This window comes from Klebsiella sp. P1CD1 (assembly GCF_003790505.1).
Lineage (GTDB): Bacteria > Pseudomonadota > Gammaproteobacteria > Enterobacterales > Enterobacteriaceae > Klebsiella > Klebsiella variicola.
This window is the reverse complement of sequence record NZ_CP033631.1, coordinates 3,699,730-3,721,082: the sequence shown is the minus strand read 5'-3', so window position 1 is coordinate 3,721,082 and position 21,353 is coordinate 3,699,730. Positions and strand designations below refer to the sequence as shown.

Below are 21,353 nucleotides of genomic sequence, written 5' to 3'. Positions count from 1 at the left end.
CGAAAAAAAAGCCCGTACTTGCGTACGAGCTCTTCTTAAAATATGGCGGTGAGGGGGGATTGACTCGCTTCCCGGCGGTACTGCGCGTGGCCGGACTACCTGGCGGGTAGGGTCTGGTAGCCCGGGAGAGGCATTGCTGCCGACCCCAGGGATGTCTGCGGTGCCACATGCGAAAAAAAAGCCCGTACATGCGTACGAGCTCTTCTTAAAATATGGCGGTGAGGGGGGGATTCGAACCCCCGATACGTTGCCGTATACACACTTTCCAGGCGTGCTCCTTCAGCCACTCGGACACCTCACCATATTGTCTTGCTGCTCACCTTGGGTGGGCAACGGGGCGCTACTATAGGGAGTTGCGTTAAAACGGTCAAGCATATTTTCTTCTTTCTCTACCGTTCGCTCACGCAATGAACAACACCCCGCTGCGGTACAGCGGGGCGGGGTTTTAGCGCTGAGAATCCAGCTGTTCGTTATTCTTCACCACGTCCTGCGCTTTGCTGTAGCTTTCGATCAGCAGTTGGTAGGCCGGGAAGACTTTGGTGTACACCTCCGCCCATTCTGCGGCGTCCGGGCGATTCCAGGTGCGCTGCAGCTCAGAGGCGACAGCGGCGGTATCCATCGGCACTACGCCAGCCTGTACCACGCGAGCCAGGGTGATTTCCTGCGCCATTTTGCTGTAGGTGCCGGAAGCGTCAATCACGGCAAACACTTTATACCCATCGGCGACAGCGGCGATAGCCGGGAAGGCCATGCAAACGCTGGTAATGGTTCCGGCGATAATCAGCGTCTTACGACCTGTCGCTTTCACCGCGGCGACGAATTCCGGGTTATCCCAGGCGTTAATCTCGCCTTTACGGGCGATGTATTTCGCATGCGGCGCGTTTTCATGAATCTCCGGGATCAGCGGACCGTTCGGCCCCTGCGGCACGGAGGCGGTGGTGATCACCGGGATCCCGGCAAGCGACGCCATCTTGGCCAGCGCGGCGGCGCGAGCGCGCAGCTCTGGCATCGGCATATCGCCGACGGTCTGGAACAGGCCGCTCTGGTGGTCAATCAACAGCATGGCGGTATCGTTAACATCAATCACCGGACGAGCACCGTTAAAGTTAGCGGGAGTAGACATAGTATTCACCTCAATCAGTTAGATTTGGCCAAAACGGCCGCTGTTAAAATCGCGAACGGCTTCTGCGATCTGCGTTTTGTTATTCATGACAAAGGGGCCATAGCCCACAATCGGCTCCTGCAGCGGTTCGCCAGCCATCAGCAGAACTTTTGCCTGGGCGGTCGCCTCCAGATGCAGGGCGTCTCCTGTCTGGCTCAGGACGGCGAGCTGACCTTCGCGGGCGGACTCGGAACCGTTGATGATCACTTCCCCTTCCAGCACCACCAGCGCGGTACTCCAGCCTTCCGGCTGGCGCAGCGTGAGGTCGCGCCCCTGATTCAGCTGCAGATCCCACACGTTAAGTGGTGAGAAGGTATGGGCCGGGCCGCTGACGTCGTCATACTGGCCGGCAATAACCCGAACCTGTCCGGCGCCATTCGCCAGCGCGACGGTGGGGATCGTCCCGGCGGTAATGCTCTGATAGCCGGGGGCCGTCATTTTGTCTTTGGCGGGCAGGTTGACCCACAGCTGGATCATCTTCAGCTCGCCGCCGCTGCGGGTGAAGGCCTCCGAGTGGAACTCTTCGTGCAGGATCCCGGCGCCCGCCGTCATCCACTGCACGTCGCCCGGGCCAATCACCCCGCCGCGTCCGGTGGAGTCACGATGCTCTACTTCACCGGCGTAGACGATGGTGACGGTTTCGAATCCGCGATGCGGATGCTCACCGACGCCGCGTTTATCGCTGCCCGCCGGGAAGGTGTACGGCCCGGCATAGTCGAGCAGTAAGAAGGGGCTCAGCTGCTGGCCGTGCGTCTGATAAGAAAACATCGAACGAACCGGGAAGCCGTCGCCTACCCAATGCTGCGCAGGCGCGGTGTAGACTCCTGTAATCTTTTTCATGGCTTTCTCCTGTGTATCGGTATCTGATGTGAATAAGCTTATATCCGGGACGACGTATGCGGTAGTGAGCAAAAATGACCTATACTGTTCCAAAAATGGAACAATGGAGGAAGGATGCAGGATCTCAATGACTTCGCCTGGTTTGTCCAGGTGGTAGACCATGGCGGTTTCGCCGCGGCGGGGCGAGCGCTTGACCAGCCGAAATCCAAGCTCAGCCGCCGCATTGCGCAACTCGAGGAGCGGCTGGGCGTGCGTTTGATCCAGCGAACCACCCGTCAGTTCGCGGTCACCGAGGTCGGGCAGACCTTTTATCAGCATTGCAAAGCGATGCTGATAGAGGCCGAGGCGGCGCAGCAGGCGGTCGAGACGCTGCGCGCCGAGCCGCGCGGTAGCGTCAGGATCACCTGTCCGGTCACCTTGCTGCATGTCCATATTGGACCGATGCTGGCGCGATTTATGGCGCGCTATCCCGGGGTAACGCTGCACCTTGAGGCGACCAACCGCCGGGTGGATGTGGTCGGGGAGGGGATTGATGTGGCGATCCGCGTCCGTCCCCGGCCCATCGAGGATAGCGATCTGGTGATGCGCGTGCTGGCGGACCGCGGGCACCGGCTGGTGGCCAGTCCTGATCTCATTTCCCGGCTCGGACGCCCGCAGGCGCCGTCCGAGCTGAGCGCCTGGCCGGGACTCAGCCTGGGAGCGAACAAGCATCAGCATAAATGGCAGCTTACCGGGCCCGGGGGGGCAAGGGCGGAGGTGTATTTCACGCCGCGAATGGTGACCACCGATATGCTGGCGCTGCGCGAGGCGGCGATGGCCGGCGTCGGCGTGGTACAGCTTCCTTTATTAATGGTGCGCGATCAGCTGGCGTCAGGGGAATTAGAGGTGGTACTGGATGAGTGGCAGCCGCGGCGGGAAGTGATCCATGCGGTGTTTGCTTCACGGCGCGGGCTGCTGCCCTCCGTCAGGGCGCTGGTGGACTACCTCAGCGAAGAGTATCAGCGGATGGAGGAAGATTGATGGGTAGGCAGAGGTTTTTTGCCGGACTCATATGTGAAAAGCGTCCGTACTTTTTCACGCACTCTTCGCAATCGCGTAGGCTCGTGAAAGATTGCTCACTGTGTGAGTCGTTTGCCGCTTGAGAGCGTTGGCTGTTATAAGCAACCTCTGGTTTTTTCGATACATCGTTTTACTATGACCGTCTGGTATTATTTAAGCAATTTTGCCATAACGTCAAAAAACATTGGCAGATCATCCTTGAATGAGAAGGTCGTGTTTATTGCCTGACGAGCGATTAAACCGTCAATAAGGGCAAAAATAATGATCGTGATTTCTTCAAGGTTAATATCACGGCGAAACTCTCCGGCAGCGATACCCTCCTGGATGAGCCGCGCGAAGCTTTTCCGCATGATGTCATCACTGGAGATATACGTTTTTCGCAGTTCTGGATTACGCGCAGACTCAGCCATGATTTCAACCCAAAGTTGATGCGTGATAGGGTAACCGATCTCGCTAATACAGGACGTGACTTGTGCACAAAGGCGATCAAAATAAGAGCCTGCATAGGTCGCATTATGGGCAGTCAGCGCGGAGTTCTGTTCTTCCAGTACAATAGCCTTAACAAGCTCATCCTTACTTTTGAAATACGTATACATTGCTCCTTGACTAATTCCTGCCCGGGTAGAGATTTCACGTACGCTTGTCGCACTAAAACCTTTTTCCGCAAAGCAGGCAGCAGCAGCCGTAATCAACTTATGGTAGGTTTCGGTTTTTTTTAACATATCGGCATCTTGGTAAATTCGGTGTCCAGACTTTAACGCGCTTTTATGCAAGGAGCCAGAGCTAAACTCTGTCGTCTGGCTCCTGGATTTCGTCTTACTTTAGAAGGGGTAATTCACTGAGCATGTTCTTGAGATTCAGCATGTCCCAGGGCAAATGTTCAGCGATTGTCAGGCCAACGGGGACTGCTTTTGTCGTCGCTGCCGCTATCAGATTGAGTACATCCTCAATCGTCAGTTTGCCTTCAGCAACGTCACCAAAATCGTGTTTTCCGCGCCCCGGTTTTGCAAAAAGAATGGAGCGGAACAGAGATGGGTCGAGTACGTCCAGATCGATATGGATCGCCAGATACGCAATCTTTTCTTTAGCTATCCACTCCAGGACTTCATCTGCACCGCTTTTAACCTGTTCAGGTGCTAGCGTCGTCATGTTATGGCGAGTGAGGTATTCAGCTTCATAAGGAAGTGGCGCGTGGATACCGGCAATCATTATTTTTGACGGATTAAGTTTGGTTTTTACATGGGCAACTAAATCGTTATCACCCGTACCCATTAGCGCACCAAGCACATGGGCATGCGCGTTTGGATATTGTTCAGCCGTCTGCACGTCAGGATGCGAGTCAATCCAGAGCACACCGAGTTTGTCTCCGTACTTATCGAGCAGGTGGGCGAAAGGCGCCAGCGAAACCAGGCAGTCTCCGCCTAAAATGACAATGCTATTGGGATCATGTTTTTCAATCAGTGCGGCAGCATTATTGAGTTGCCTGATGAGGGATGGCTTAGCCGTGATGCCATTAATCCCTGGCAATGGCTCTGTTGTTGGTAACTCAACAGGAACGATCTCAACGGGCCCTTTTGCTTCAGGAGAGAGAAACGAGAGGAGCTGCGAGCCAAGATAGTAGGGAGGATTGTTACCGCCTTGCCATTGAGGAAATATAAGTCGCAGTGTTTTGCTAGTCATTGGTACCTTCTGTGTTGTCATGCGCTAAAGTGAATGAACGTTCATTCACTTTTACATTGTATTACGGTCGATACGCAAGTAACAAAGCACTTTTCGTTAATGCATAACGTACACCATCCGGAGCGATATGATTTTCGTTATGCCGGGTGGCTCAAAGCGGAAGAGGGGATAGTGTTGGCGAACATCTTCGCTGCGCTGTTAATCGTGTGAAGCAGAGTCTGGCTTTCCGCTCGCAGGCTTGCGGTCTGTCCAACTGGCTGCGCCAGTTGTCGAACCCCGGTCGGGGGTTCTCATCCCCCCAGCGGAGAATATAAAAGAAAAAAGCCCGTACTTGCGTACAGGCTCTCATCTCGAATATGGCGGTGAGGGGGGGGATTGACTCGCTTCGCTCGCCCCTGCGGGGCAGCCCGCTCGCAGGCTTGCGGTCTGTCCAACTGGCTGCGCCAGTTGTCGAACCCCGGTCGGGGGTTCTCATCCCCCCCCAGCGGAGAGAATATAAAAGAAAAAAGCCCGTACTTGCGTACAGGCTCTCATCTCGAATATGGCGGTGAGGGGGGGATTGACTCGCTTCGCTCGCCCCTGCGGGGCAGCCCGCTCGCGGGCTCGCGGTCTGTCCAACTGGCTGCGCCAGTTGTCGAACCCCGGTCGGGGGTTCTCATCCCCCTGGTGAGTGCCACATGCGAAAAAAAAGCCCGTACTTGCGTACGAGCTCTTCTTAAAATATGGCGGTGAGGGGGGGATTCGAACCCCCGATACGTTGCCGTATACACACTTTCCAGGCGTGCTCCTTCAGCCACTCGGACACCTCACCATATTGTCTTTCCCGTTGTTGTCGGGAACGGGCGCTAATGTAGGGAAATACGTATCGCCCGTCAATCAACTTTTTGCAAAAAAAGCGCGTTTAGACAAACTTCGAGCAACTTGCTCCTTAAACGTGCGAAATCCGTTTTTTTTGTCGCCAGTGCCTTTTCCCTTTTCGCTCGGGGGAAATTTGTTATGCTGGCAAACCAATAGAAAACAATGAGTAAAATAAGACGCCAGCGTCAATCGGCCAAAGGCGTCTGCTATCAGGAGCCCCTATGGAGATTATTTTTTACCATCAGACCTTCGATACCCCATTCTGGATCCGTGAGTTGGAAAAACAGTTACCCGGGGCGCGGGTGCGCGAGTGGAAAGCGGGTGACAACCAGCCGGCGGACTATGCCCTGGTCTGGCATCCGCCGGTAGAGATGCTGCAGGGCCGGGCGCTGAAGGCCGTGTTTGCCCTCGGGGCGGGGGTAGATTCTATTCTCAGCAAGCTGCGTGACCATCCGGATATGCTGCCGCTGTCGATCCCGCTGTTTCGCCTCGAAGATACCGGTATGGGACGACAGATGCAGGAGTATGCCGTGAGCCAGGTGCTGCACTGGTTCCGCCGCTTTGATGACTATCAGGCGCTGAAGCTGGCTTCCCGCTGGCAGCCGCTGCCCGAGTATCGCGCCGACGAATTCACTGTCGGGATTATGGGCGCCGGCGTGTTGGGGGCGAAGGTTGCGGAAAGTCTGCAACCCTGGGGGTTCCCGCTTCGCGTCTGGAGCCGTAGCCGCAAATCCTGGCCACAGGTACAGAGCTTCGCCGGTCAGGCCGAACTGGGCGAATTCCTGCAGGGCACTCGCGTGCTGATCAACCTGCTGCCGAATACCGCCGAAACCGCCGGTATTATTAACCAAACGCTGCTGGCGCAGTTGCCGGATGAGAGCTATGTCCTCAACCTTGCTCGCGGCGTGCATGTCGTTGAAGAGGATCTGCTGGCGGCGCTGAACAGCGGTAAGCTCAAAGGGGCGATGCTCGATGTCTTCAGTCGCGAACCTCTGCCGCAGGAGAGCCCGCTATGGGCACATCCGCGGGTGGCCATGACCCCCCATGTGGCGGCAGTGACCCGTCCAATGGAAGCTATCACCTACATTGCGGAGACCATTAGCCGGCTTGAGCGAGGGGAACCGGTAAGCGGTCAGGTTGACCGCCAGCGCGGTTATTAAGACGAGAGAACCCCGCCACGGCGGGGTTTTTGCTAATCAATAGCCCGGTTTCCTGCTATTCTTGCGGCAAACAGAAGAGGAGAATGTGATGTATCCCGTTGACCTGCACATGCATACCGTCGCCAGCACCCACGCCTACAGCACCCTGCACGATTATATTGCGGAAGCAAAGCGTAAAGGGATCAAACTCTTCGCCATCACTGACCATGGCCCGGATATGGCGGATGCCCCGCATTACTGGCACTTCGTTAATATGCGCATCTGGCCCCGTCTGGTAGACGGGGTGGGGATCCTGCGCGGTATTGAGTCGAATATTAAAAATATCGAAGGTGAGATCGACTGCTCCGGGCCGATGTTAACCTCGCTTGATCTGATCATTGCCGGATTCCATGAGCCGGTGTTCCCGCCGCAGGATCGAGACACCCATACGCAGGCGATGATTGCCGCGATGGCCAGCGGTAAGGTGCATATGATTAGCCATCCGGGTAATCCGAAATTCCCGGTGGATATCCCGGCTATTGCCGAAGCGGCGGCCCGCTATCAGGTGGCGCTGGAGATTAATAACTCCTCTTTTATTTCATCGCGCGTGGGCAGTGAAGATAACTGTCGAGCTATCGCTGCGGCGGTGCGTGATGCCGGGGGATGGGTGGCGCTGGGCTCGGACTCTCACACTGCCTTTACCCTCGGGGAATTTACCGAATGCCGCAAGATCCTTGATGCGGTCGATTTCCCGGAGGAGAGGATCCTCAACGTTTCTCCGCGTCGCCTGCTCAACTTCCTCGAGTCGCGGGGCATGCCGGCGATCCCGGAATTTGCTGACCTTTAATTTGTATAACTGGAATAACTGAATGAACGAGTTTTCAATCCTCTGCCGCGTGCTGGGTTCGCTGTATTACCGTCAACCGCAGGACCCGCTGCTGGTGCCGCTGTTTACCCTGATCCGTGAGGGCAAACTGGCTGCCAGCTGGCCGCTTGAGCAGGATGAACTGCTGGCGCGTCTGCAGAAAAGCTGTGAGATGCAGTCCCTGGCGACGGACTATAATGCGCTGTTCGTCGGTGAAGCCTGCAGCGTGCCGCCGTACCGTAGCGCGTGGGTGGAGGGTTCCTCGGAAGCAGAAGTACGGGCTTTTATGAGCGAACACGGTATCCCGACAGGGGAAGGTCCGGCGGATCATCTCGGATCGCTGCTGTTGGCCGCCTCCTGGCTGGAGGATCATGCTACAGAAGACCAGAGCGAGACGCTGGAGCTCCTGTTTGCTGACTATATCCTGCCATGGTGCGGGACGATGCTGGGCAAAGTCGAAGCCCATGCGCACACGCCATTCTGGCGCACCATGGCGCCATTGACCCGCGACGCCATCGCCGCGATGTGGGACGAGCTTCAGGAAGAAGATGAGCAATAATATGTGATTTTAATCACTATTTGAATGCAACTGAAATTAGGTTCATTCATATACTGTGTTTTAGATCTCATTCTTCCGGCGCGTATCTGCTAGGATACGCGCCATGAACATACTCTTCGCAATCGCATTAACGACGGGCATTCTCTCCGGAATTTGGGGATGGGTGGCGGTCGCTCTCGGCCTGCTGAGCTGGGCCGGTTTCCTCGGCTGTACGGCCTATTTCGCCTGCCCGCAGGGCGGTCTGAAAGGTCTGGCCATCTCCTCGTGCACGGTAATGAGCGGCGTGGTCTGGGCATTAGTGATTATCCACGGTAGCGCACTGGCCCCGCAGCTGCAGATCCTCAGCTATATGATGACCGGTATCGTCGCCTTCCTGATGTGCATTCAGGCGCGACAGACATTGCTGTCGTTTGTACCGGGCACCTTTATCGGCGCCTGCGCGACTTTTGCGGCAGACGGCGACTGGCGCCTGGTGGTGCCCTCCCTGGCGTTGGGTCTGGTTTTTGGCTATGCCATGAAGAATAGTGGCCTGTGGCTGGCGGCCCGCGCGGGCAAACATAAATTGTTCGCTAATGACAACGCCTGACTGGCGAAACAGCAGACTCAACAGGACCCTTAGGGTCCTGTTTTTTTTAGCTTCCCGTCGCCAGGGCTGAGGGATAATCTTGCTCCCGGGGGCGGGAATGCCCTAGTATCGGCAGAAAGCCGTATCCACGCGCTATGCCGACAGGAGGAGAAATGGCTGTTCAACCTGAGGTAATTCTCGGCGATATTACGACGCTTGAAGTCGATGTGATTGTTAATGCGGCAAACCCCTCGCTGCTGGGCGGCGGCGGGGTAGATGGCGCGATCCACCGGGCGGCCGGCCCGGCGCTGCTGGCGGCTTGCAAACAGGTATTGCAGCAGCAGGGCGAATGTCCTCCCGGTCACGCGGTGATCACTATTGCGGGCGATCTTTCCGCCAGCGCGGTGATCCACACCGTGGGCCCGGTCTGGCACGGCGGCGACCGCATGGAAGCGCAAACCCTGGCGGATGCTTACAAAAACAGTCTGCAGCTGGCCGCGGCAAACAACTATCGCTCCATTGCGTTTCCGGCGATCAGCACCGGCGTGTATGGCTATCCAAAAGAGGAAGCGGCGGAGATCGCCGTGCGCACCGTCACCGCGTTTCTCACTCGCTATAACCCCCTTGAGCGCGTCCTGTTCGTCTGTTTTGATGAGGAAACGGCGGCTATCTATCGCCGCCTGCTGGCGTCATACCCCTGATCCAGCAGAATAGGCTATGATAACCGCCGGTATTGACGGGAAAGATGGATAGCAGGAGGGAGCAGGGTGTCAGAAGGAAAAGTACAGCAGAAGCAGCAGGCGCGCCGCGCAGAGATCGTTGCCGCTGCGCAAAGGTGTTTTGCTGAAAAGGGGCTGCATGGCGCTTCCGTTGCCGATATTGCCCGCGAGGCGGGCCTGAGCGTTGGTCAGCTGTATCGTATTTTTGCCAGCAAAGAGGCGATCATCGAAGCGATTGTCAGCGAAATCGTCCACGCCAGGGTCGGGGAGATGATCGATGAGAACCACAATCTGGCGCGCAAAGCGGCGGTGCTGGCCGGCAGGATCCCGACGTCGGCAGCCACCAAAAGCGACAATTATCTGCTGATGGAGATCAACGCCGAAGCCTCGCGTAACCCACGCTTGCGCGAGATCCTGGTGCAGGCCGATCGGCGTTTGAAAGAGGAAGGAGGGCGTCTGTCGCAGCGCTACCATCCCGGGCTCAGCGATGCGCGACGCAATGCCGCATCAGAGCTCATCGCCGTTCTGACCGAGGGGGCCGCCTATCGCTGTGAGCTGAGCGCCTCGACCCCGGTCGATAAGGCAGATTTAGAAGCTCTGTATAATATGATTTTCGACCGGCTTTTTGACGAGCAGGCGTAATGCGACACGCCTGGCGTGCCGCACCCGCGGCAAATTAGCTGGCCGAAGCCGGGGTTTTGGCCGGTTTGTTCATCGGTTTACCGGAGAACAGGAAACGCAGCAGCGGAATGCGCAGATGAATTTCATACAGGATCAGCGCGATACCCACCACAAAAACCAGCCCGACAATAAAGCCTAAGGTATTGGACTTGATGGCCGGGGTGATCCACGCCCCGTACAGTAGCGTCAGCGGGTGGTGCACCAGGTAAATAAACAGCGAGGCATTGACGAAATAGGTCACGCGCGCTGACTGGAAGTTCAGCAGTCGATGGCCGAGCGAAAAGACCACATTGACCATCCACAGCCCCAACACCATAGTAATCACCGATTCGGTTTCATACATCCAGCCGTCGCCGGACCCATACTGCTGATTCAGTCGATAGGCGATAAACCCGAGCAGCGCTGCGGCGCAGCACCACGGCGACGGAGTGGTGAACATGGTCTTTAAGCGTGGGTTAATAAAGGTCTGCGCGCCCAGCACAAAGAAGGGCAGATAGAACAGCGTCTGCATCACCACAAAGTTAAACAGACCATTGCTTAGCAGGGGCGGATAGAGCAGGAACAAGGACCGGCGGATCAGCGCATAAAAGACCCCCAGCGCGAGGAAAATCATCGTCAGCTGGCCCATGGTGACAGTGTCACTGAAGGCGAGGCCGTGGCCAGCCGGACGGCGCGTCAGCCATTTAAACAGCACCACCCCCAGCGAGGTCAGCACCACCAGAACCAGTAAAAACCACAGGTGGGAAATGAGCTCCCAGGCCAGGGTATTAAATTTGTCGTACATCGAAAGGGTATGCCAGTTTTCCGCCTTGCCGTTGACGTATTGCAGCATAATAAATTGCGGCAGCGTCAGCAGTGGGATGGCGGTCAGCATCGGAATACCGACCCGTTCAACGCGCACTTTCCACCATTTTTTCAGCGGGTAGCGCAGGAACAGCATGTAGGAGAAATAGCCGGAGATGACGAAAAAGACCTGCATGCGAAAGGCATGGATGAAGTCATTAAACAGCGTCAACCACCACGAGGGTTCGGCGCTGTTGACATGCCAGCTGTGGCTGGAATAAATCAGCGAAATGTGGAAAGGGATCCCCAGCAGCATCAACCAGGCGCGGATGCTGTCGAAGAAATATTCACGCTGTACCGGAGTATTATTCATACGATTCACGACAATCTCAGATAATTCGTCTTATCACTCAAGGTGATAACGCTTACATTATCAGCAACCCTACATGAACTCGGGGTATCTGTCTCCAGGATAAGCACTCAAAGTGCAAACGGGACAGCGAACTGTTTATTCCCTGTGCCGCCAGGCTGAACAAAGCAGGGATTATGTTGTCGGATTGCCTGAGTTTCCATTAAAATAGATCGGATCGATTTAAGCACACAAAGGGGGAAGTGCTTACTTATATGAAACATAAACCACAGATGATGAAAATGCGTTGGTTAAGCGCAGCCGTAATGTTGTCCCTGTGTACTTCATCTGCATGGGCGTTTAGCATTGATGACGTTGCAAAAGAGGCCAAAACGTTAGCCGGGAAAGGCTATGAAGCGCCGAAGAGTAACCTGCCCTCCGCTTTCCGCGACATGAAATACGCGGACTACCAGCAAATTCAGTTTAATCACGATAAAGCTTACTGGAATAACCAGAAAACCCCATTCAAGCTTGAATTTTACCATCAGGGGATGTACTTCGACACGCCGGTCACCATCAATGAAGTGACGGCGACCAGCGTGCGCAAAATTAAATATAGTCCGGACTATTTCAACTTTGGTAACGTCCAGCACGATAAAGACACGGTGAAAGACCTCGGTTTCGCCGGCTTCAAAGTACTGTATCCGATCAACAGCAAAGATAAGAACGATGAAATCGTCAGCATGCTCGGTGCCAGCTACTTCCGCGTGCTGGGTCAGGGTCAGGTTTACGGTCTGTCCGCGCGTGGTCTGGCTATCGATACCGCGCTGCCGTCCGGCGAAGAGTTCCCGCGTTTTCGTGAGTTCTGGATCGAACGTCCAAAAGCCACTGACAAGCGTCTGACTATCTATGCGCTGCTGGATTCCCCACGGGCAACCGGCGCCTATCGCTTTGTCATCATGCCGGGACGCGACACCGTCGTGGACGTCCAGTCCAAAGTTTACCTGCGTGACAAAGTCGGCAAACTGGGTGTGGCGCCGCTGACCAGCATGTTCCTGTTCGGTTCCAACCAGCCTTCTCCGACGCTCAACTATCGTCCGGCGCTGCACGACTCCAATGGTCTGTCTATCCTGGCCGGTAACGGCGAGTGGATCTGGCGTCCGCTGAACAATCCGAAACACCTGGCTGTCAGCAGCTATGCGATGGAAAACCCGCAAGGGTTTGGCCTGCTGCAGCGCGGCCGTCAGTTCTCGCGCTTCGAGGATCTCGACGATCGTTATGACCTGCGTCCAAGCGCCTGGATCACCCCGAAAGGGGACTGGGGCAAAGGGAAAATCGAGCTGGTTGAAATTCCGACCAACGATGAAACGAACGATAACATCGTGACTTACTGGACGCCGGATCAGCTGCCGGAGCCGGGCAAGGAGATGAACTTCAAATACACCATCACCTTCAGCCGCGATGAAGACAAGCTGCATGCGCCAGATAACGCTTACGTTATGCAGACCCGCCGCTCTACCGGCGACGTGAAGCAGTCGAACCTGATCCGCCAGCCGGACGGTACGGTTGCCTTCATTGTCGACTTCACCGGCGCCGATATGAAGAAACTGCCAGCGGATACCCCGGTCGCTGCTCAGGCGAGCACCGGCGATAACGCGGAAATCGTTGAAAATACCGTGCGTTACAATCCAGTGACCAAAGGCTGGCGGATGATCCTGCGTTTGAAGGTCAAAGATCCGAAGAAAACGACGGAAATGCGTGCCGCACTGGTTAACGGTGATGACACGTTGAGCGAAACCTGGAGCTATCAGCTGCCTGCCAATGAATAAGATAACGAAGTACATTGACGCATTGCCGCTGTCGGACGCCGAAAAATCGGCGCTGCCGGACACCAGCCTGCAGGCCGTTCATCAGGCCCTGGATGACGAACATCAGACCTTCGCCCGCGAAGACGACTCTCCGCTGGGGTCGGTGAAGGCGCGTCTGGCGCACAGCTGGCCGGATTCGCTTTCTGGCGATCAACTGGTGAAGGATGACGAAGGTCGTACCCAGCTGCATGCTATGCCGAAAGCCAGGCGTTCCTCGATGATCCCGGATCCGTGGCGGACTAACCCGGTCGGCCGCTTCTGGGATCGTCTGCGCGGCCGCGATGTCACGCCGCGCTATCTCTCCCGCCTGACGCAAGAAGAGCGCGAGAGTGAGCAAAAATGGCGTACCGTCGGCACCATTCGTCGCTACATCCTGCTGCTGCTGACGCTGTCGCAGACCGTGGTGGCCACCTGGTATATGAAAACCATTCTGCCTTATCAGGGCTGGGCGCTGATCAACCCGGCCGACATGGTGGGGCAGAACCTGTGGATCTCGTTCATGCAGCTGCTGCCGTACGTGTTGCAGAGCGGCATTCTGATCCTCTTCGCGGTGCTGTTCTGCTGGGTTTCCGCCGGCTTCTGGACCGCGTTAATGGGCTTTCTGCAGCTGTTGATCGGCCGCGACAAGTACAGTATTTCCGCCTCGACGGTTGGTGACGAACCGTTGAACCCGGCGCACCGTACGGCGCTTATTATGCCGATCTGTAACGAAGACGTTGACCGCGTTTTCGCCGGGCTGCGGGCGACCTGGGAGTCGGTGAAAGCGACCGGTAACGCCGCTCATTTCGACGTCTATATCCTCAGCGACAGCTATAACCCCGATATCTGTGTGGCTGAGCAAAAGGCGTGGATGGAGCTGATTGCCGAAGTGCAGGGCGAAGGGCAGATCTTCTACCGTCGCCGTCGTCGTCGCGTGAAGCGTAAGAGCGGCAACATCGATGATTTCTGCCGCCGCTGGGGCAGCCAGTATAGCTATATGGTGGTGCTGGACGCTGACTCGGTGATGACCGGCGAGTGTCTGAGCAGCCTGGTGCGCCTGATGGAAGCGAACCCGAACGCCGGGATCATCCAGTCATCCCCGCGCGCCTCGGGCATGGACACGCTGTATGCGCGTTGCCAGCAGTTTGCCACCCGGGTGTACGGTCCGCTGTTTACGGCCGGTCTGCACTTCTGGCAGCTGGGGGAGTCCCACTACTGGGGACACAACGCCATTATCCGCGTGAAGCCGTTCATCGAGCACTGCGCGCTGGCGCCGCTGCCGGGCGAGGGTAACTTTGCCGGGTCGATTCTGTCGCACGACTTCGTCGAAGCCGCGCTAATGCGCCGTGCCGGCTGGGGGGTGTGGATTGCCTACGATCTGCCGGGCTCCTATGAGGAGCTGCCGCCGAACCTGCTGGACGAGCTGAAACGCGACCGTCGCTGGTGTCAGGGCAACCTGATGAACTTCCGCCTGTTCCTCGTCAGAGGGATGCACCCGGTTCACCGGGCGGTGTTCCTCACCGGCGTGATGTCGTACCTGTCGGCGCCGCTGTGGTTTATGTTCCTTGCCCTGTCGACGGCGCTACAGGTGGTGCATGCCCTGACCGAGCCGCAGTACTTCCTGCAGCCGCGTCAGCTGTTCCCGGTGTGGCCGCAGTGGCGTCCGGAGCTGGCCATCGCGCTGTTCGCTTCGACCATGGTGCTGCTGTTCCTGCCGAAGCTGCTGAGTATTATTCTGGTGTGGTGTAAAGGGCCGAAAGAGTATGGCGGATTTATCCGCGTCACGCTTTCTCTGCTGCTGGAGGTCCTGTTCTCGGTCCTGCTGGCGCCGGTTCGCATGCTGTTCCACACCGTTTTCGTGGTCAGCGCCTTCCTCGGCTGGGAAGTGGTGTGGAATTCGCCGCAGCGTGATGATGACTCCACGCCGTGGGGAGAAGCCTTTATGCGTCACGGCTCGCAGCTGCTGCTGGGGCTGGTATGGGCAGTCGGAATGGCATGGCTGGATCTGCGCTTCCTGTTCTGGCTGGCGCCGATCGTCGTCTCGCTGATCCTGTCGCCGTTCGTGTCGGCGATCTCCAGCCGGGCGACCGTGGGCCTGCGCACCAAGCGCTGGAAGCTGTTCCTGATCCCGGAAGAGTATTCGCCGCCGCAGGTGCTCAAGGATACCGACGCGTACCTGACGCTGAACCGTCAGCGTTCACTGGACGATGGCTTTATGCACGCGGTATTCAATCCGTCGTTTAACGCCCTCGCCACGGCGATGGCCACCGCGCGCCACCGTCATGGTCATATCCTTGAGATCGCTCGCGAGCGCCACGTTGAGCAGGCGCTGAACGAAACGCCGGATAAGCTGAACCGCGATCGTCGACTGGTGCTGTTGAGCGACCCGGTGACCATGTCGCGTCTGCACTATCGCGTCTGGGCCGCGCCGGAGAAATATTCATCGTGGGTCAACGCCTATCAGCAGTTAGCGCTTAACCCGCTGGCGCTGAAAACGAAATAAGCCGTACGTAAAGGAAAATACCGGCAGCGATGCCGGTATTTTTTTATCTGAAACACGAGGTTGTGAATGCGAATATTATCGATCATTGCCATGGCGCTGCTGCTGAGCGGCTGCGGCAGCATTATCAGCCGGACGGTGCCCGGGCAGGGGCATGGCAATCAATATTACCCGGGCGTGCAGTGGGACGTTCGCGACTCGGCATGGCGCTATCTCACCGTTCTGGACCTTCCGTTCTCGCTGGTGTTCGATACGCTGCTGCTGCCGCTGGATGCCAGCCACGGGCCCTATAACTGATTAGCGCTCGTCCCACTCGTCGGCCGCCGTCTGTCCCTCTTCGGTGTCCAGCGAGGGCTCGAGCTGGAATTCGCCTTCATCCCACTCATGGAGGGTATTTTCCTCCAGCCACTCCTGGCGCAGCTCTATCTCATCATAATCCCCGTCGAAAACGCTCTGCGCAGCTTCGCCGCTGAGCATCGGTAAACATTCGCCTTGTTCGTCTTCGTCAGCAAAAAATTCGGCCTGCCAGGCGATATCGCCATCCTGCAGCACATACTTTTGAATATTAAGCTGCTCAACGTTAGCGCTCTCTTCATCGCTGTCAGGATTATTGGCGAGAAATTCTTCGCGTGCTGCATCAATAGCTTCTTCGAGCGTGGCATAGAACATCGAATCCTTTGGCATAGCGAATCTCCTGAGAAGAATATGAATTGAACACGATTCAATCTATAGAAGGCGGTAGCCAAAGCGTCAAGGGGCTGGGCCCCTCTGGACATTAATTTACTGAATGGCGGTCAGGCTGCGAGGCTTCCGCGGCAGGTCGGCGCAGGCTGAGGGTAGAATAAATGGCGTTAAAGAGCACCACGCCCGCGGTGACCAGGAATACCGCGCGGAAACCGTAGTTGGCGGACACCGAGGCGCCTATCAGGGGGCCGGTGACGTTGCCAATATCGCGGAACGACTGGTTATAGCTAAAGATACGCCCGGAGATCTGGCTGGTGGAATTATACACCAGCAGGGTTTGCACTGCCGGCAGCAGTGCCCCGTCTGCCGCGCCGAGCAGGAAACGCAGGATACCCAGCTGCAGTGGGGTCTGAACGAACGACATCGGGATCAGCAATAGCACAGAGATAATTAGCGCGACGATGAGGATCTTTTCCGGCCCGATACGATCCCCGAGCCTGCCCAGCCGCGGGGCGCTCATCAGCGCGGCTATTCCCGGCACCGAGGCGATCATCCCGCTAATAAAGGCGATGTTACTGACGTTGCCCGCGAGATCGCGCACGTAAAGCGTCAGAATCGGCGCAATGGAGCCGGTGGCCACCTGGATGATCAGCGAGGTCACAAACAGGCTGAGCACCAGCTTGGGATTCTGTAGCGAGGAGAAAACCTCTCTGGCGCTGAGCATCTCTTTTTTGGCGATCGGCACAAAATTTTCACGGATTAAAAACAGGGTAAACAGGAAGCAGATAAACAGCACCGCCGCGGTCATAAAGAAGACGGTGCGCAGGCCCCAGTGGTCGGCCAGGAAGCCACCCGCCAGCGGGCCGAGCAGGGCGCCGCTCACCGCGCCGGTTGACAGCGTGCCCAGCGCCCAGCCGCTTTTGTGGCGCGGGATCTGGGTGGCAATCAGGGCGTTGGCGTTGGGAATAAAGCCGCCCAGCAGGCCGAGCAGTGCGCGTAGCAGCAGAAACTGCCAGATATTCTGTGCCATCCCCATCAGCATCATCACTACGGACATTCCGAGGGCGGAACGCAGCAGCATAATTTTTCGTCCTTTGCGGTCAGCAAGACCGCCCCAGAACGGTGAGGCAATGGCGGAGAAGAGGAAGGTGATACTAAAGACCAGCCCGGACCACATGTTCAGCGCGCTATGCCCGGTGACCCCGAGCTGTTCGACATAGAGTGGCAGAAAGGGCATAACCAGACTGAAGGCGGCGCCCGTTAAAAAGCAGCCGAGCCAGGTCACGGTCAGATTTTGTTTCCAGTTAATAGGGGTATCAGCAGAGGACATAGGGTTCCACTGGCCTGCGCGGCAGGTCAAATTAAGAGAAAATATGAGCCTGCTAATTATGCGCCTGGGAAATAAATGCCGCAATGGAGGAGAGCTTTTAAAGCTAAAGCAGAGCCTTAAGCATGAGCGAGAAGCGCATTCCCGGCCACATGCGCGGCCGGGAAAAGGGATCAGTAGCGGGAGGGCATGCCCTCGGGGCGGGTTTTGAAGCGGCGGTGGAGCCACATATATTGTTCCGGGGCCATCATGATGCACTGCTCAACAATCTTGTTCATCCAGGCGGCCGTGGTTTCCGCGTCGTCCAGCGGCGGGGAACACTCTGGCGGCAGGATAATCAGTTCATAACCTTTACCATCCGGTTTGCGACGCGGGACGAAGGGGACGATACAGGCTTTGGACATTTTCGCCAGCATCCAGGTGCCGGAGGTGGTCGCCGCCTGGTCGACAGCGAACAGTGGGGCGAAGACGCTGGCGGTCGGACCGTAATCGTGATCCGGCGCATACCAGACCACTTCACCTTTTTTCAGCGCCCGGATCATCCCTTTCAGATCCTTACGGTCAATCATGTCCTTATTTGAGCGCAAGCGGCCCCATGTCTGCAGCCAGTCGATCACCGGGTTGTCGTTGGGACGGTAGACGCCAATTCCCGGCTCGTTCATACCGAACATTCGCGCGCCCATCTCGAGGGTCAGGAAGTGAATACCGATCAGCAGAATGCCGCGCTGCTGCGCCTGCACATCGCGGATATGCTCAAAGCCGATGGTGTCGGTCCAGCGGGCGATACGACGAACCGGCCAGAACCAGGCCATCCCCGTCTCCATCAGTCCCATCCCCACCGATTCAAAGTTCATCACCACCATTCGGTGACGTTCCTGCTCGCTTTTCTCTGGGAAGCAGAGTTCAAGGTTGCGGTAGGCTATCTTCGCCCGACGCTTCATAAAGCGCATGGCCAGCCGGCCGATGACATTTCCCAGGCGGTAAATCAGCGGATAGGGCAGTTGGACAACCAGCCACAGCAGGCCAATACCCAGCCACAGCAGCCAATAGCGCGGATGCAACAGCGCCGGAGAAAATTTAGGCAAATGAGTCATTTCATACCCGTATCAGTGAGCAACGTCTTATATTATCGCATTTTTTTACCGGCCAGCCAAAGGCGGCGACAGTCAGCTCGTTTTGTTAAGCGGGGCGCGACCGGGTGAGAGAAATGTAGCGTAAAATGTAGGGATGTAAATTAATTAGCTTTGCTATATCATGCCCGCCGTTTATTTCCTCATTTCTATGTCGAGCAGGTACACCATGCCAGTGTTACACAACCGCATTTCAAATGAGACGTTAAAGGCGCAAATGCTGGCTGAGGCCGAGCCGCGCACGACGATCTCATTCTATAAATATTTCACCATTGTCGACCCACAAGCCACTCGCGATGCGTTATGGGTTGCCTTAACCCAGCTGAAGGTCTTTGGCCGTATTTATCTGGCCCGGGAAGGGATCAACGCGCAAATCAGCGTGCCGGAAAGCAACGTTGAAGCCCTGCGTGAGTTTCTGTATGGCTTCGATCCGGCGCTGGCGGGGCTGCGTTTCAATATCGCCCTTGAGGACGATGGGAAATCTTTCTGGGTTCTGCGCCTGAAAGTGCGCGACCGTATTGTCGCCGATGGCATCGACGATCCCTCTTTCGATGCCTCCAATGTTGGGGATTATCTCAAGGCGGCGGACGTCAATGCCATGCTTGACGATCCGGATGCGGTATTTATCGATATGCGTAACCACTATGAATATGAGGTGGGTCATTTCGAAAACGCGCTGGAGATCCCGGCGGATACCTTCCGTGACCAGCTGCCGAAAGCCGTGGAAATGATGCAGGACCACAAAGACAAGAAAATTGTTATGTATTGCACCGGCGGTATTCGCTGTGAAAAAGCCAGCGCCTGGATGAAGCATAACGGTTTCAATAAGGTCTGGCATATCGAGGGCGGGATTATTGAGTACGCCCGCCGCGCACGTGAGCAGGGGCTGCCGGTCCGTTTTATTGGCAAAAACTTTGTCTTTGATGAGCGGATGGGCGAGCGTATCTCCGATGACGTCATCGCGCACTGTCATCAGTGTGGCGCGCCGTGCGATACCCATACCAATTGCCTGAATGATGGCTGTCATCTGCTGTTTATACAGTGCCCGAGCTGCGCTGAGAAGTTTGCCGGTTGCTGTAGCGAAGCGTGCATGGAAGAGCATAAGCTGCCGGAAGAGGAGCAGCGCAAACTGCGCGCCGGACGCGAAAACGGCAATAAAATCTTTAACAAATCGCGTGGCCGACTGAACACCAAACTCGGGATCCCCGAGCCGGAGTCGTCAGAAAAACCATAACCAGACGAGATCGATGATCGCCAGCAGCAACCACAGCGCAAGGTAGATCATAAAGTGCTCGCGCACGTTGTTAACCAGCATATTAAACAGGCGACGCATAACAGTTCTCAATGACTAACGGCCTCGACACAGAGGCCGTTTTTTTTCCGGCGGCAAGCGTGCCGCATTCCGTTATGAGCTAAAGCGCGCCAGCGAGAAAGGCGTCAGGTTAAAGGTCGACGTCTGTCCCTGGGCAAACTGACTGGCAATTTCTCCCAGCACCGGCGCAAACTTAAAGCCATGGCCGCTCAGACCGGTGATCAGCAGCGTGTCTGGTCTGCCAGGGAGCGTATCGATAATAAAATCTTCATCGACCGTGTTGTCATAGGTGCAGGAGGCGCCGTGCAGACAGCCGCCGATCCCGGGCAGGACGTTACGTAAAAACGGAAAGGATTCGGAACCATCGCTGGCGACAGCGCCAAACGCCGATCGCTCCTGCGGCGTGGAGACAGGCTGACCGCCGTTATGCTTGCCGATCTTTAGCTCGTTATCTTCCGCCGGGAAACCGTAGTATTGATCGCCGTTGGGTAGCTCGCCGGTGAATGCCGGGAAATGATTCTTGCTGCTGTAACGGCCATCGGCCTGGAACCAGGCGAAAACCTTACGTACCGGCTGGATGGGGAGGTCCGGAAGCAGGCGGGTGACCCAGGTGCCGGCGCTAATCAGCAATTTCTTGCCGTGATATTCACCGTCAAGGGTATCAATGGTGACCCCGTCTGCATGGTGATGAATGGCTGAGACCGGGCAGTTGAATAGCTGTGCGCAGCCAGCTTCCCGTGCCAGACGTATCCAGGTCTCGACAGCCAGCTCACTACGCAGTACGCCGGAAGCCGGTTCGAAAATCGCCCGATAGTCGTCGGGAAGGCGTATCTCCGGCCAGCGCTGCATGACGGCCTGAGCATCTAACTCTTCAACCTCAAGATCGAACGCCCTGGCGCTGGCGGCGACGTTGGCCAGGAAAGGAGAGCTGGCGGGGCCGAGGTTAATGACGCCGGTGCGTTCAAAAACGGCTTCGCCGCTGATTTCAGCCAGTTCATCCCACAGCTGCTGGGCGCGCAGCACCAGCGGAACATACTTTTCACCTTCGCCATAAGCGTGACGGATAAGACGGCTACTGCCATGATGGCTGCCCTCCTGATGGGGAGGTTGGTGGGCATCGGTCATCAGAACATTGAGTCCGGCACGACGCGCATAATAGCCAGCGGCGGCGCCGACCGATCCGCTGCCGATAATGATAAGATCGTATTGCATGGTGAGTTCCGGGTAATTGCCTTATTAGCAGGGTAATTAACTCCCTGCGCTTATACAAGCCCGAAAATAATTCAGGCACCCG

At 56.7% G+C, this 21,353-nt stretch carries 21 protein-coding genes and 2 tRNA genes; 11 read left to right on the top strand and 12 right to left on the bottom strand.

Annotated features, from left to right (window positions below; genetic code table 11):
* Nucleotides 1-213 precede the first annotated feature (213 nt).
* From DTA24_RS18630 to DTA24_RS18620, 3 genes are all read right to left on the bottom strand, one after another.
* Nucleotides 214-301, bottom strand: a tRNA-Ser gene (locus DTA24_RS18630).
* Between the two features lie 144 nt (nucleotides 302-445).
* A complete protein-coding gene (locus DTA24_RS18625; RefSeq protein WP_002898927.1) occupies nucleotides 446-1,123 on the bottom strand; it encodes an isochorismatase family protein in 678 nt (225 codons plus the stop codon).
* An 18-nt stretch (nucleotides 1,124-1,141) separates the two neighbouring features.
* Nucleotides 1,142-2,002, bottom strand: coding sequence for a pirin family protein (locus DTA24_RS18620; protein ID WP_046622966.1), 861 nt, complete (start codon nucleotides 2,000-2,002; stop codon nucleotides 1,142-1,144).
* A gap of 114 nt (nucleotides 2,003-2,116) precedes the next feature.
* Between DTA24_RS18620 and DTA24_RS18615 the strand changes: the two genes are divergently transcribed.
* The gene (locus tag DTA24_RS18615) at nucleotides 2,117-3,022 is read left to right on the top strand and encodes a LysR family transcriptional regulator (protein WP_004141420.1); all 906 of its coding nucleotides are present in this window, start codon (nucleotides 2,117-2,119) and stop codon (nucleotides 3,020-3,022) included.
* 188 nt (nucleotides 3,023-3,210) lie between these two features.
* Here DTA24_RS18615 and DTA24_RS18610 read toward each other — a convergent pair whose 3' ends face one another.
* The 3 genes from DTA24_RS18610 to DTA24_RS18600 form a co-directional block, all read right to left on the bottom strand.
* The gene (locus DTA24_RS18610; RefSeq protein WP_004224069.1) at nucleotides 3,211-3,783 is read right to left on the bottom strand and encodes a TetR/AcrR family transcriptional regulator; all 573 of its coding nucleotides are present in this window, start codon (nucleotides 3,781-3,783) and stop codon (nucleotides 3,211-3,213) included.
* A gap of 94 nt (nucleotides 3,784-3,877) precedes the next feature.
* Nucleotides 3,878-4,741: an arginase family protein gene (locus DTA24_RS18605; protein WP_117143277.1), complete on the bottom strand. Its 864-nt coding sequence runs from the start codon at nucleotides 4,739-4,741 to the stop codon at nucleotides 3,878-3,880.
* Nucleotides 4,742-5,464: 723 nt separating this feature from the next.
* A tRNA-Ser gene (locus DTA24_RS18600) sits at nucleotides 5,465-5,552 on the bottom strand.
* Between the two features lie 268 nt (nucleotides 5,553-5,820).
* Between DTA24_RS18600 and ghrA the strand changes: the two genes are divergently transcribed.
* The 6 genes from ghrA (at nucleotide 5,821) to DTA24_RS18570 (ending at nucleotide 10,088) form a co-directional block, all read left to right on the top strand.
* Nucleotides 5,821-6,759 (top strand): glyoxylate/hydroxypyruvate reductase GhrA, encoded by a 939-nt coding sequence (ghrA, locus tag DTA24_RS18595; protein WP_008805955.1) that lies wholly within the window; start codon nucleotides 5,821-5,823, stop codon nucleotides 6,757-6,759.
* 88 nt (nucleotides 6,760-6,847) lie between these two features.
* Nucleotides 6,848-7,585, top strand: a complete 738-nt coding sequence (locus DTA24_RS18590; RefSeq protein WP_008805956.1) for a phosphatase — start codon at nucleotides 6,848-6,850, stop codon at nucleotides 7,583-7,585.
* A 22-nt stretch (nucleotides 7,586-7,607) separates the two neighbouring features.
* The gene (locus tag DTA24_RS18585; RefSeq protein ID WP_008805957.1) at nucleotides 7,608-8,162 is read left to right on the top strand and encodes a molecular chaperone; all 555 of its coding nucleotides are present in this window, start codon (nucleotides 7,608-7,610) and stop codon (nucleotides 8,160-8,162) included.
* 103 nt (nucleotides 8,163-8,265) lie between these two features.
* Nucleotides 8,266-8,748: a DUF1097 domain-containing protein gene (locus tag DTA24_RS18580; protein ID WP_016160611.1), complete on the top strand. Its 483-nt coding sequence runs from the start codon at nucleotides 8,266-8,268 to the stop codon at nucleotides 8,746-8,748.
* A gap of 152 nt (nucleotides 8,749-8,900) precedes the next feature.
* Entirely contained in the window at nucleotides 8,901-9,428 is a 528-nt protein-coding gene (gene ymdB / locus DTA24_RS18575; RefSeq protein ID WP_044613803.1) for an O-acetyl-ADP-ribose deacetylase, read from the top strand.
* Nucleotides 9,429-9,494: 66 nt separating this feature from the next.
* Nucleotides 9,495-10,088 (top strand): TetR/AcrR family transcriptional regulator, encoded by a 594-nt coding sequence (locus DTA24_RS18570; RefSeq protein ID WP_012968582.1) that lies wholly within the window; start codon nucleotides 9,495-9,497, stop codon nucleotides 10,086-10,088.
* Between the two features lie 34 nt (nucleotides 10,089-10,122).
* On the opposite strand, the gene mdoC is transcribed toward DTA24_RS18570, so the two are convergent.
* Entirely contained in the window at nucleotides 10,123-11,283 is a 1,161-nt protein-coding gene (gene mdoC / locus DTA24_RS18565; RefSeq protein ID WP_012968581.1) for a glucans biosynthesis protein MdoC, read from the bottom strand.
* A gap of 251 nt (nucleotides 11,284-11,534) precedes the next feature.
* Here mdoC and mdoG point away from each other — a divergent pair, with 251 nt between their 5' ends.
* The 3 genes from mdoG (at nucleotide 11,535) to DTA24_RS18545 (ending at nucleotide 15,903) form a co-directional block, all read left to right on the top strand.
* Nucleotides 11,535-13,088 (top strand): glucans biosynthesis protein MdoG, encoded by a 1,554-nt coding sequence (gene mdoG, locus DTA24_RS18555; protein WP_012968580.1) that lies wholly within the window; start codon nucleotides 11,535-11,537, stop codon nucleotides 13,086-13,088.
* Complete coding sequence (gene mdoH / locus DTA24_RS18550) at nucleotides 13,081-15,609, top strand: glucans biosynthesis glucosyltransferase MdoH (protein WP_008805963.1); 2,529 nt, start codon at nucleotides 13,081-13,083, stop codon at nucleotides 15,607-15,609. The genes mdoG and mdoH overlap by 8 nt, the downstream gene beginning before the upstream one ends.
* Nucleotides 15,610-15,675: 66 nt before the next feature.
* Nucleotides 15,676-15,903: a YceK/YidQ family lipoprotein gene (locus DTA24_RS18545; RefSeq protein WP_008805964.1), complete on the top strand. Its 228-nt coding sequence runs from the start codon at nucleotides 15,676-15,678 to the stop codon at nucleotides 15,901-15,903.
* Here DTA24_RS18545 and DTA24_RS18540 read toward each other — a convergent pair whose 3' ends face one another.
* From DTA24_RS18540 to DTA24_RS18525, 3 genes are all read right to left on the bottom strand, one after another.
* On the bottom strand, nucleotides 15,904-16,290 hold the full coding sequence (locus DTA24_RS18540; protein WP_012542251.1) for a MysB family protein: 387 nt from the start codon (nucleotides 16,288-16,290) through the stop codon (nucleotides 15,904-15,906).
* A gap of 91 nt (nucleotides 16,291-16,381) precedes the next feature.
* Nucleotides 16,382-17,620: a multidrug efflux MFS transporter MdtG gene (mdtG, locus tag DTA24_RS18535; RefSeq protein ID WP_008805966.1), complete on the bottom strand. Its 1,239-nt coding sequence runs from the start codon at nucleotides 17,618-17,620 to the stop codon at nucleotides 16,382-16,384.
* Between the two features lie 170 nt (nucleotides 17,621-17,790).
* On the bottom strand, nucleotides 17,791-18,711 hold the full coding sequence (locus tag DTA24_RS18525; protein ID WP_123837019.1) for a Kdo(2)-lipid IV(A) acyltransferase: 921 nt from the start codon (nucleotides 18,709-18,711) through the stop codon (nucleotides 17,791-17,793).
* A 205-nt stretch (nucleotides 18,712-18,916) separates the two neighbouring features.
* On the opposite strand from DTA24_RS18525, the gene DTA24_RS18520 reads away from it, so the two are divergent.
* Nucleotides 18,917-19,981, top strand: coding sequence for a rhodanese-related sulfurtransferase (locus DTA24_RS18520; protein ID WP_123837018.1), 1,065 nt, complete (start codon nucleotides 18,917-18,919; stop codon nucleotides 19,979-19,981).
* On the opposite strand, the gene DTA24_RS18515 is transcribed toward DTA24_RS18520, so the two are convergent.
* A complete protein-coding gene (locus DTA24_RS18515) occupies nucleotides 19,967-20,080 on the bottom strand; it encodes a DUF2770 family protein (RefSeq protein WP_002898988.1) in 114 nt (37 codons plus the stop codon). The two genes, DTA24_RS18520 and DTA24_RS18515, sit on opposite strands and share 15 nt — an antisense overlap.
* A 72-nt stretch (nucleotides 20,081-20,152) precedes the next feature.
* Nucleotides 20,153-21,271, bottom strand: coding sequence for an N-methyl-L-tryptophan oxidase (gene solA, locus DTA24_RS18510; protein WP_008805968.1), 1,119 nt, complete (start codon nucleotides 21,269-21,271; stop codon nucleotides 20,153-20,155).
* Nucleotides 21,272-21,353 lie beyond the last annotated feature (82 nt).

Bases quoted from the DNA above. Each gene is read 5' to 3' on its own strand.
- DTA24_RS18625 (WP_002898927.1), bottom strand. From the start codon at position 1,123: ATGTCTACTCCCGCTAACTTTAACGGTGCTCGTCCGGTGATTGATGTT.
- DTA24_RS18620 (WP_046622966.1), bottom strand. From the start codon at position 2,002: ATGAAAAAGATTACAGGAGTCTACACCGCGCCTGCGCAGCATTGGGTA.
- DTA24_RS18615 (WP_004141420.1), top strand. From the start codon at position 2,117: ATGCAGGATCTCAATGACTTCGCCTGGTTTGTCCAGGTGGTAGACCAT.
- DTA24_RS18610 (WP_004224069.1), bottom strand. From the start codon at position 3,783: ATGTTAAAAAAAACCGAAACCTACCATAAGTTGATTACGGCTGCTGCT.
- DTA24_RS18605 (WP_117143277.1), bottom strand. From the start codon at position 4,741: ATGACTAGCAAAACACTGCGACTTATATTTCCTCAATGGCAAGGCGGT.
- ghrA (WP_008805955.1), top strand. From the start codon at position 5,821: ATGGAGATTATTTTTTACCATCAGACCTTCGATACCCCATTCTGGATC.
- DTA24_RS18590 (WP_008805956.1), top strand. From the start codon at position 6,848: ATGTATCCCGTTGACCTGCACATGCATACCGTCGCCAGCACCCACGCC.
- DTA24_RS18585 (WP_008805957.1), top strand. From the start codon at position 7,608: ATGAACGAGTTTTCAATCCTCTGCCGCGTGCTGGGTTCGCTGTATTAC.
- DTA24_RS18580 (WP_016160611.1), top strand. From the start codon at position 8,266: ATGAACATACTCTTCGCAATCGCATTAACGACGGGCATTCTCTCCGGA.
- ymdB (WP_044613803.1), top strand. From the start codon at position 8,901: ATGGCTGTTCAACCTGAGGTAATTCTCGGCGATATTACGACGCTTGAA.
- mdoC (WP_012968581.1), bottom strand. From the start codon at position 11,283: ATGAATAATACTCCGGTACAGCGTGAATATTTCTTCGACAGCATCCGC.
- mdoG (WP_012968580.1), top strand. From the start codon at position 11,535: ATGAAACATAAACCACAGATGATGAAAATGCGTTGGTTAAGCGCAGCC.
- mdoH (WP_008805963.1), top strand. From the start codon at position 13,081: ATGAATAAGATAACGAAGTACATTGACGCATTGCCGCTGTCGGACGCC.
- DTA24_RS18545 (WP_008805964.1), top strand. From the start codon at position 15,676: ATGCGAATATTATCGATCATTGCCATGGCGCTGCTGCTGAGCGGCTGC.
- DTA24_RS18540 (WP_012542251.1), bottom strand. From the start codon at position 16,290: ATGCCAAAGGATTCGATGTTCTATGCCACGCTCGAAGAAGCTATTGAT.
- mdtG (WP_008805966.1), bottom strand. From the start codon at position 17,620: ATGTCCTCTGCTGATACCCCTATTAACTGGAAACAAAATCTGACCGTG.
- DTA24_RS18525 (WP_123837019.1), bottom strand. From the start codon at position 18,711: ATGACTCATTTGCCTAAATTTTCTCCGGCGCTGTTGCATCCGCGCTAT.
- DTA24_RS18520 (WP_123837018.1), top strand. From the start codon at position 18,917: ATGCCAGTGTTACACAACCGCATTTCAAATGAGACGTTAAAGGCGCAA.
- DTA24_RS18515 (WP_002898988.1), bottom strand. From the start codon at position 20,080: ATGCGTCGCCTGTTTAATATGCTGGTTAACAACGTGCGCGAGCACTTT.
- solA (WP_008805968.1), bottom strand. From the start codon at position 21,271: ATGCAATACGATCTTATCATTATCGGCAGCGGATCGGTCGGCGCCGCC.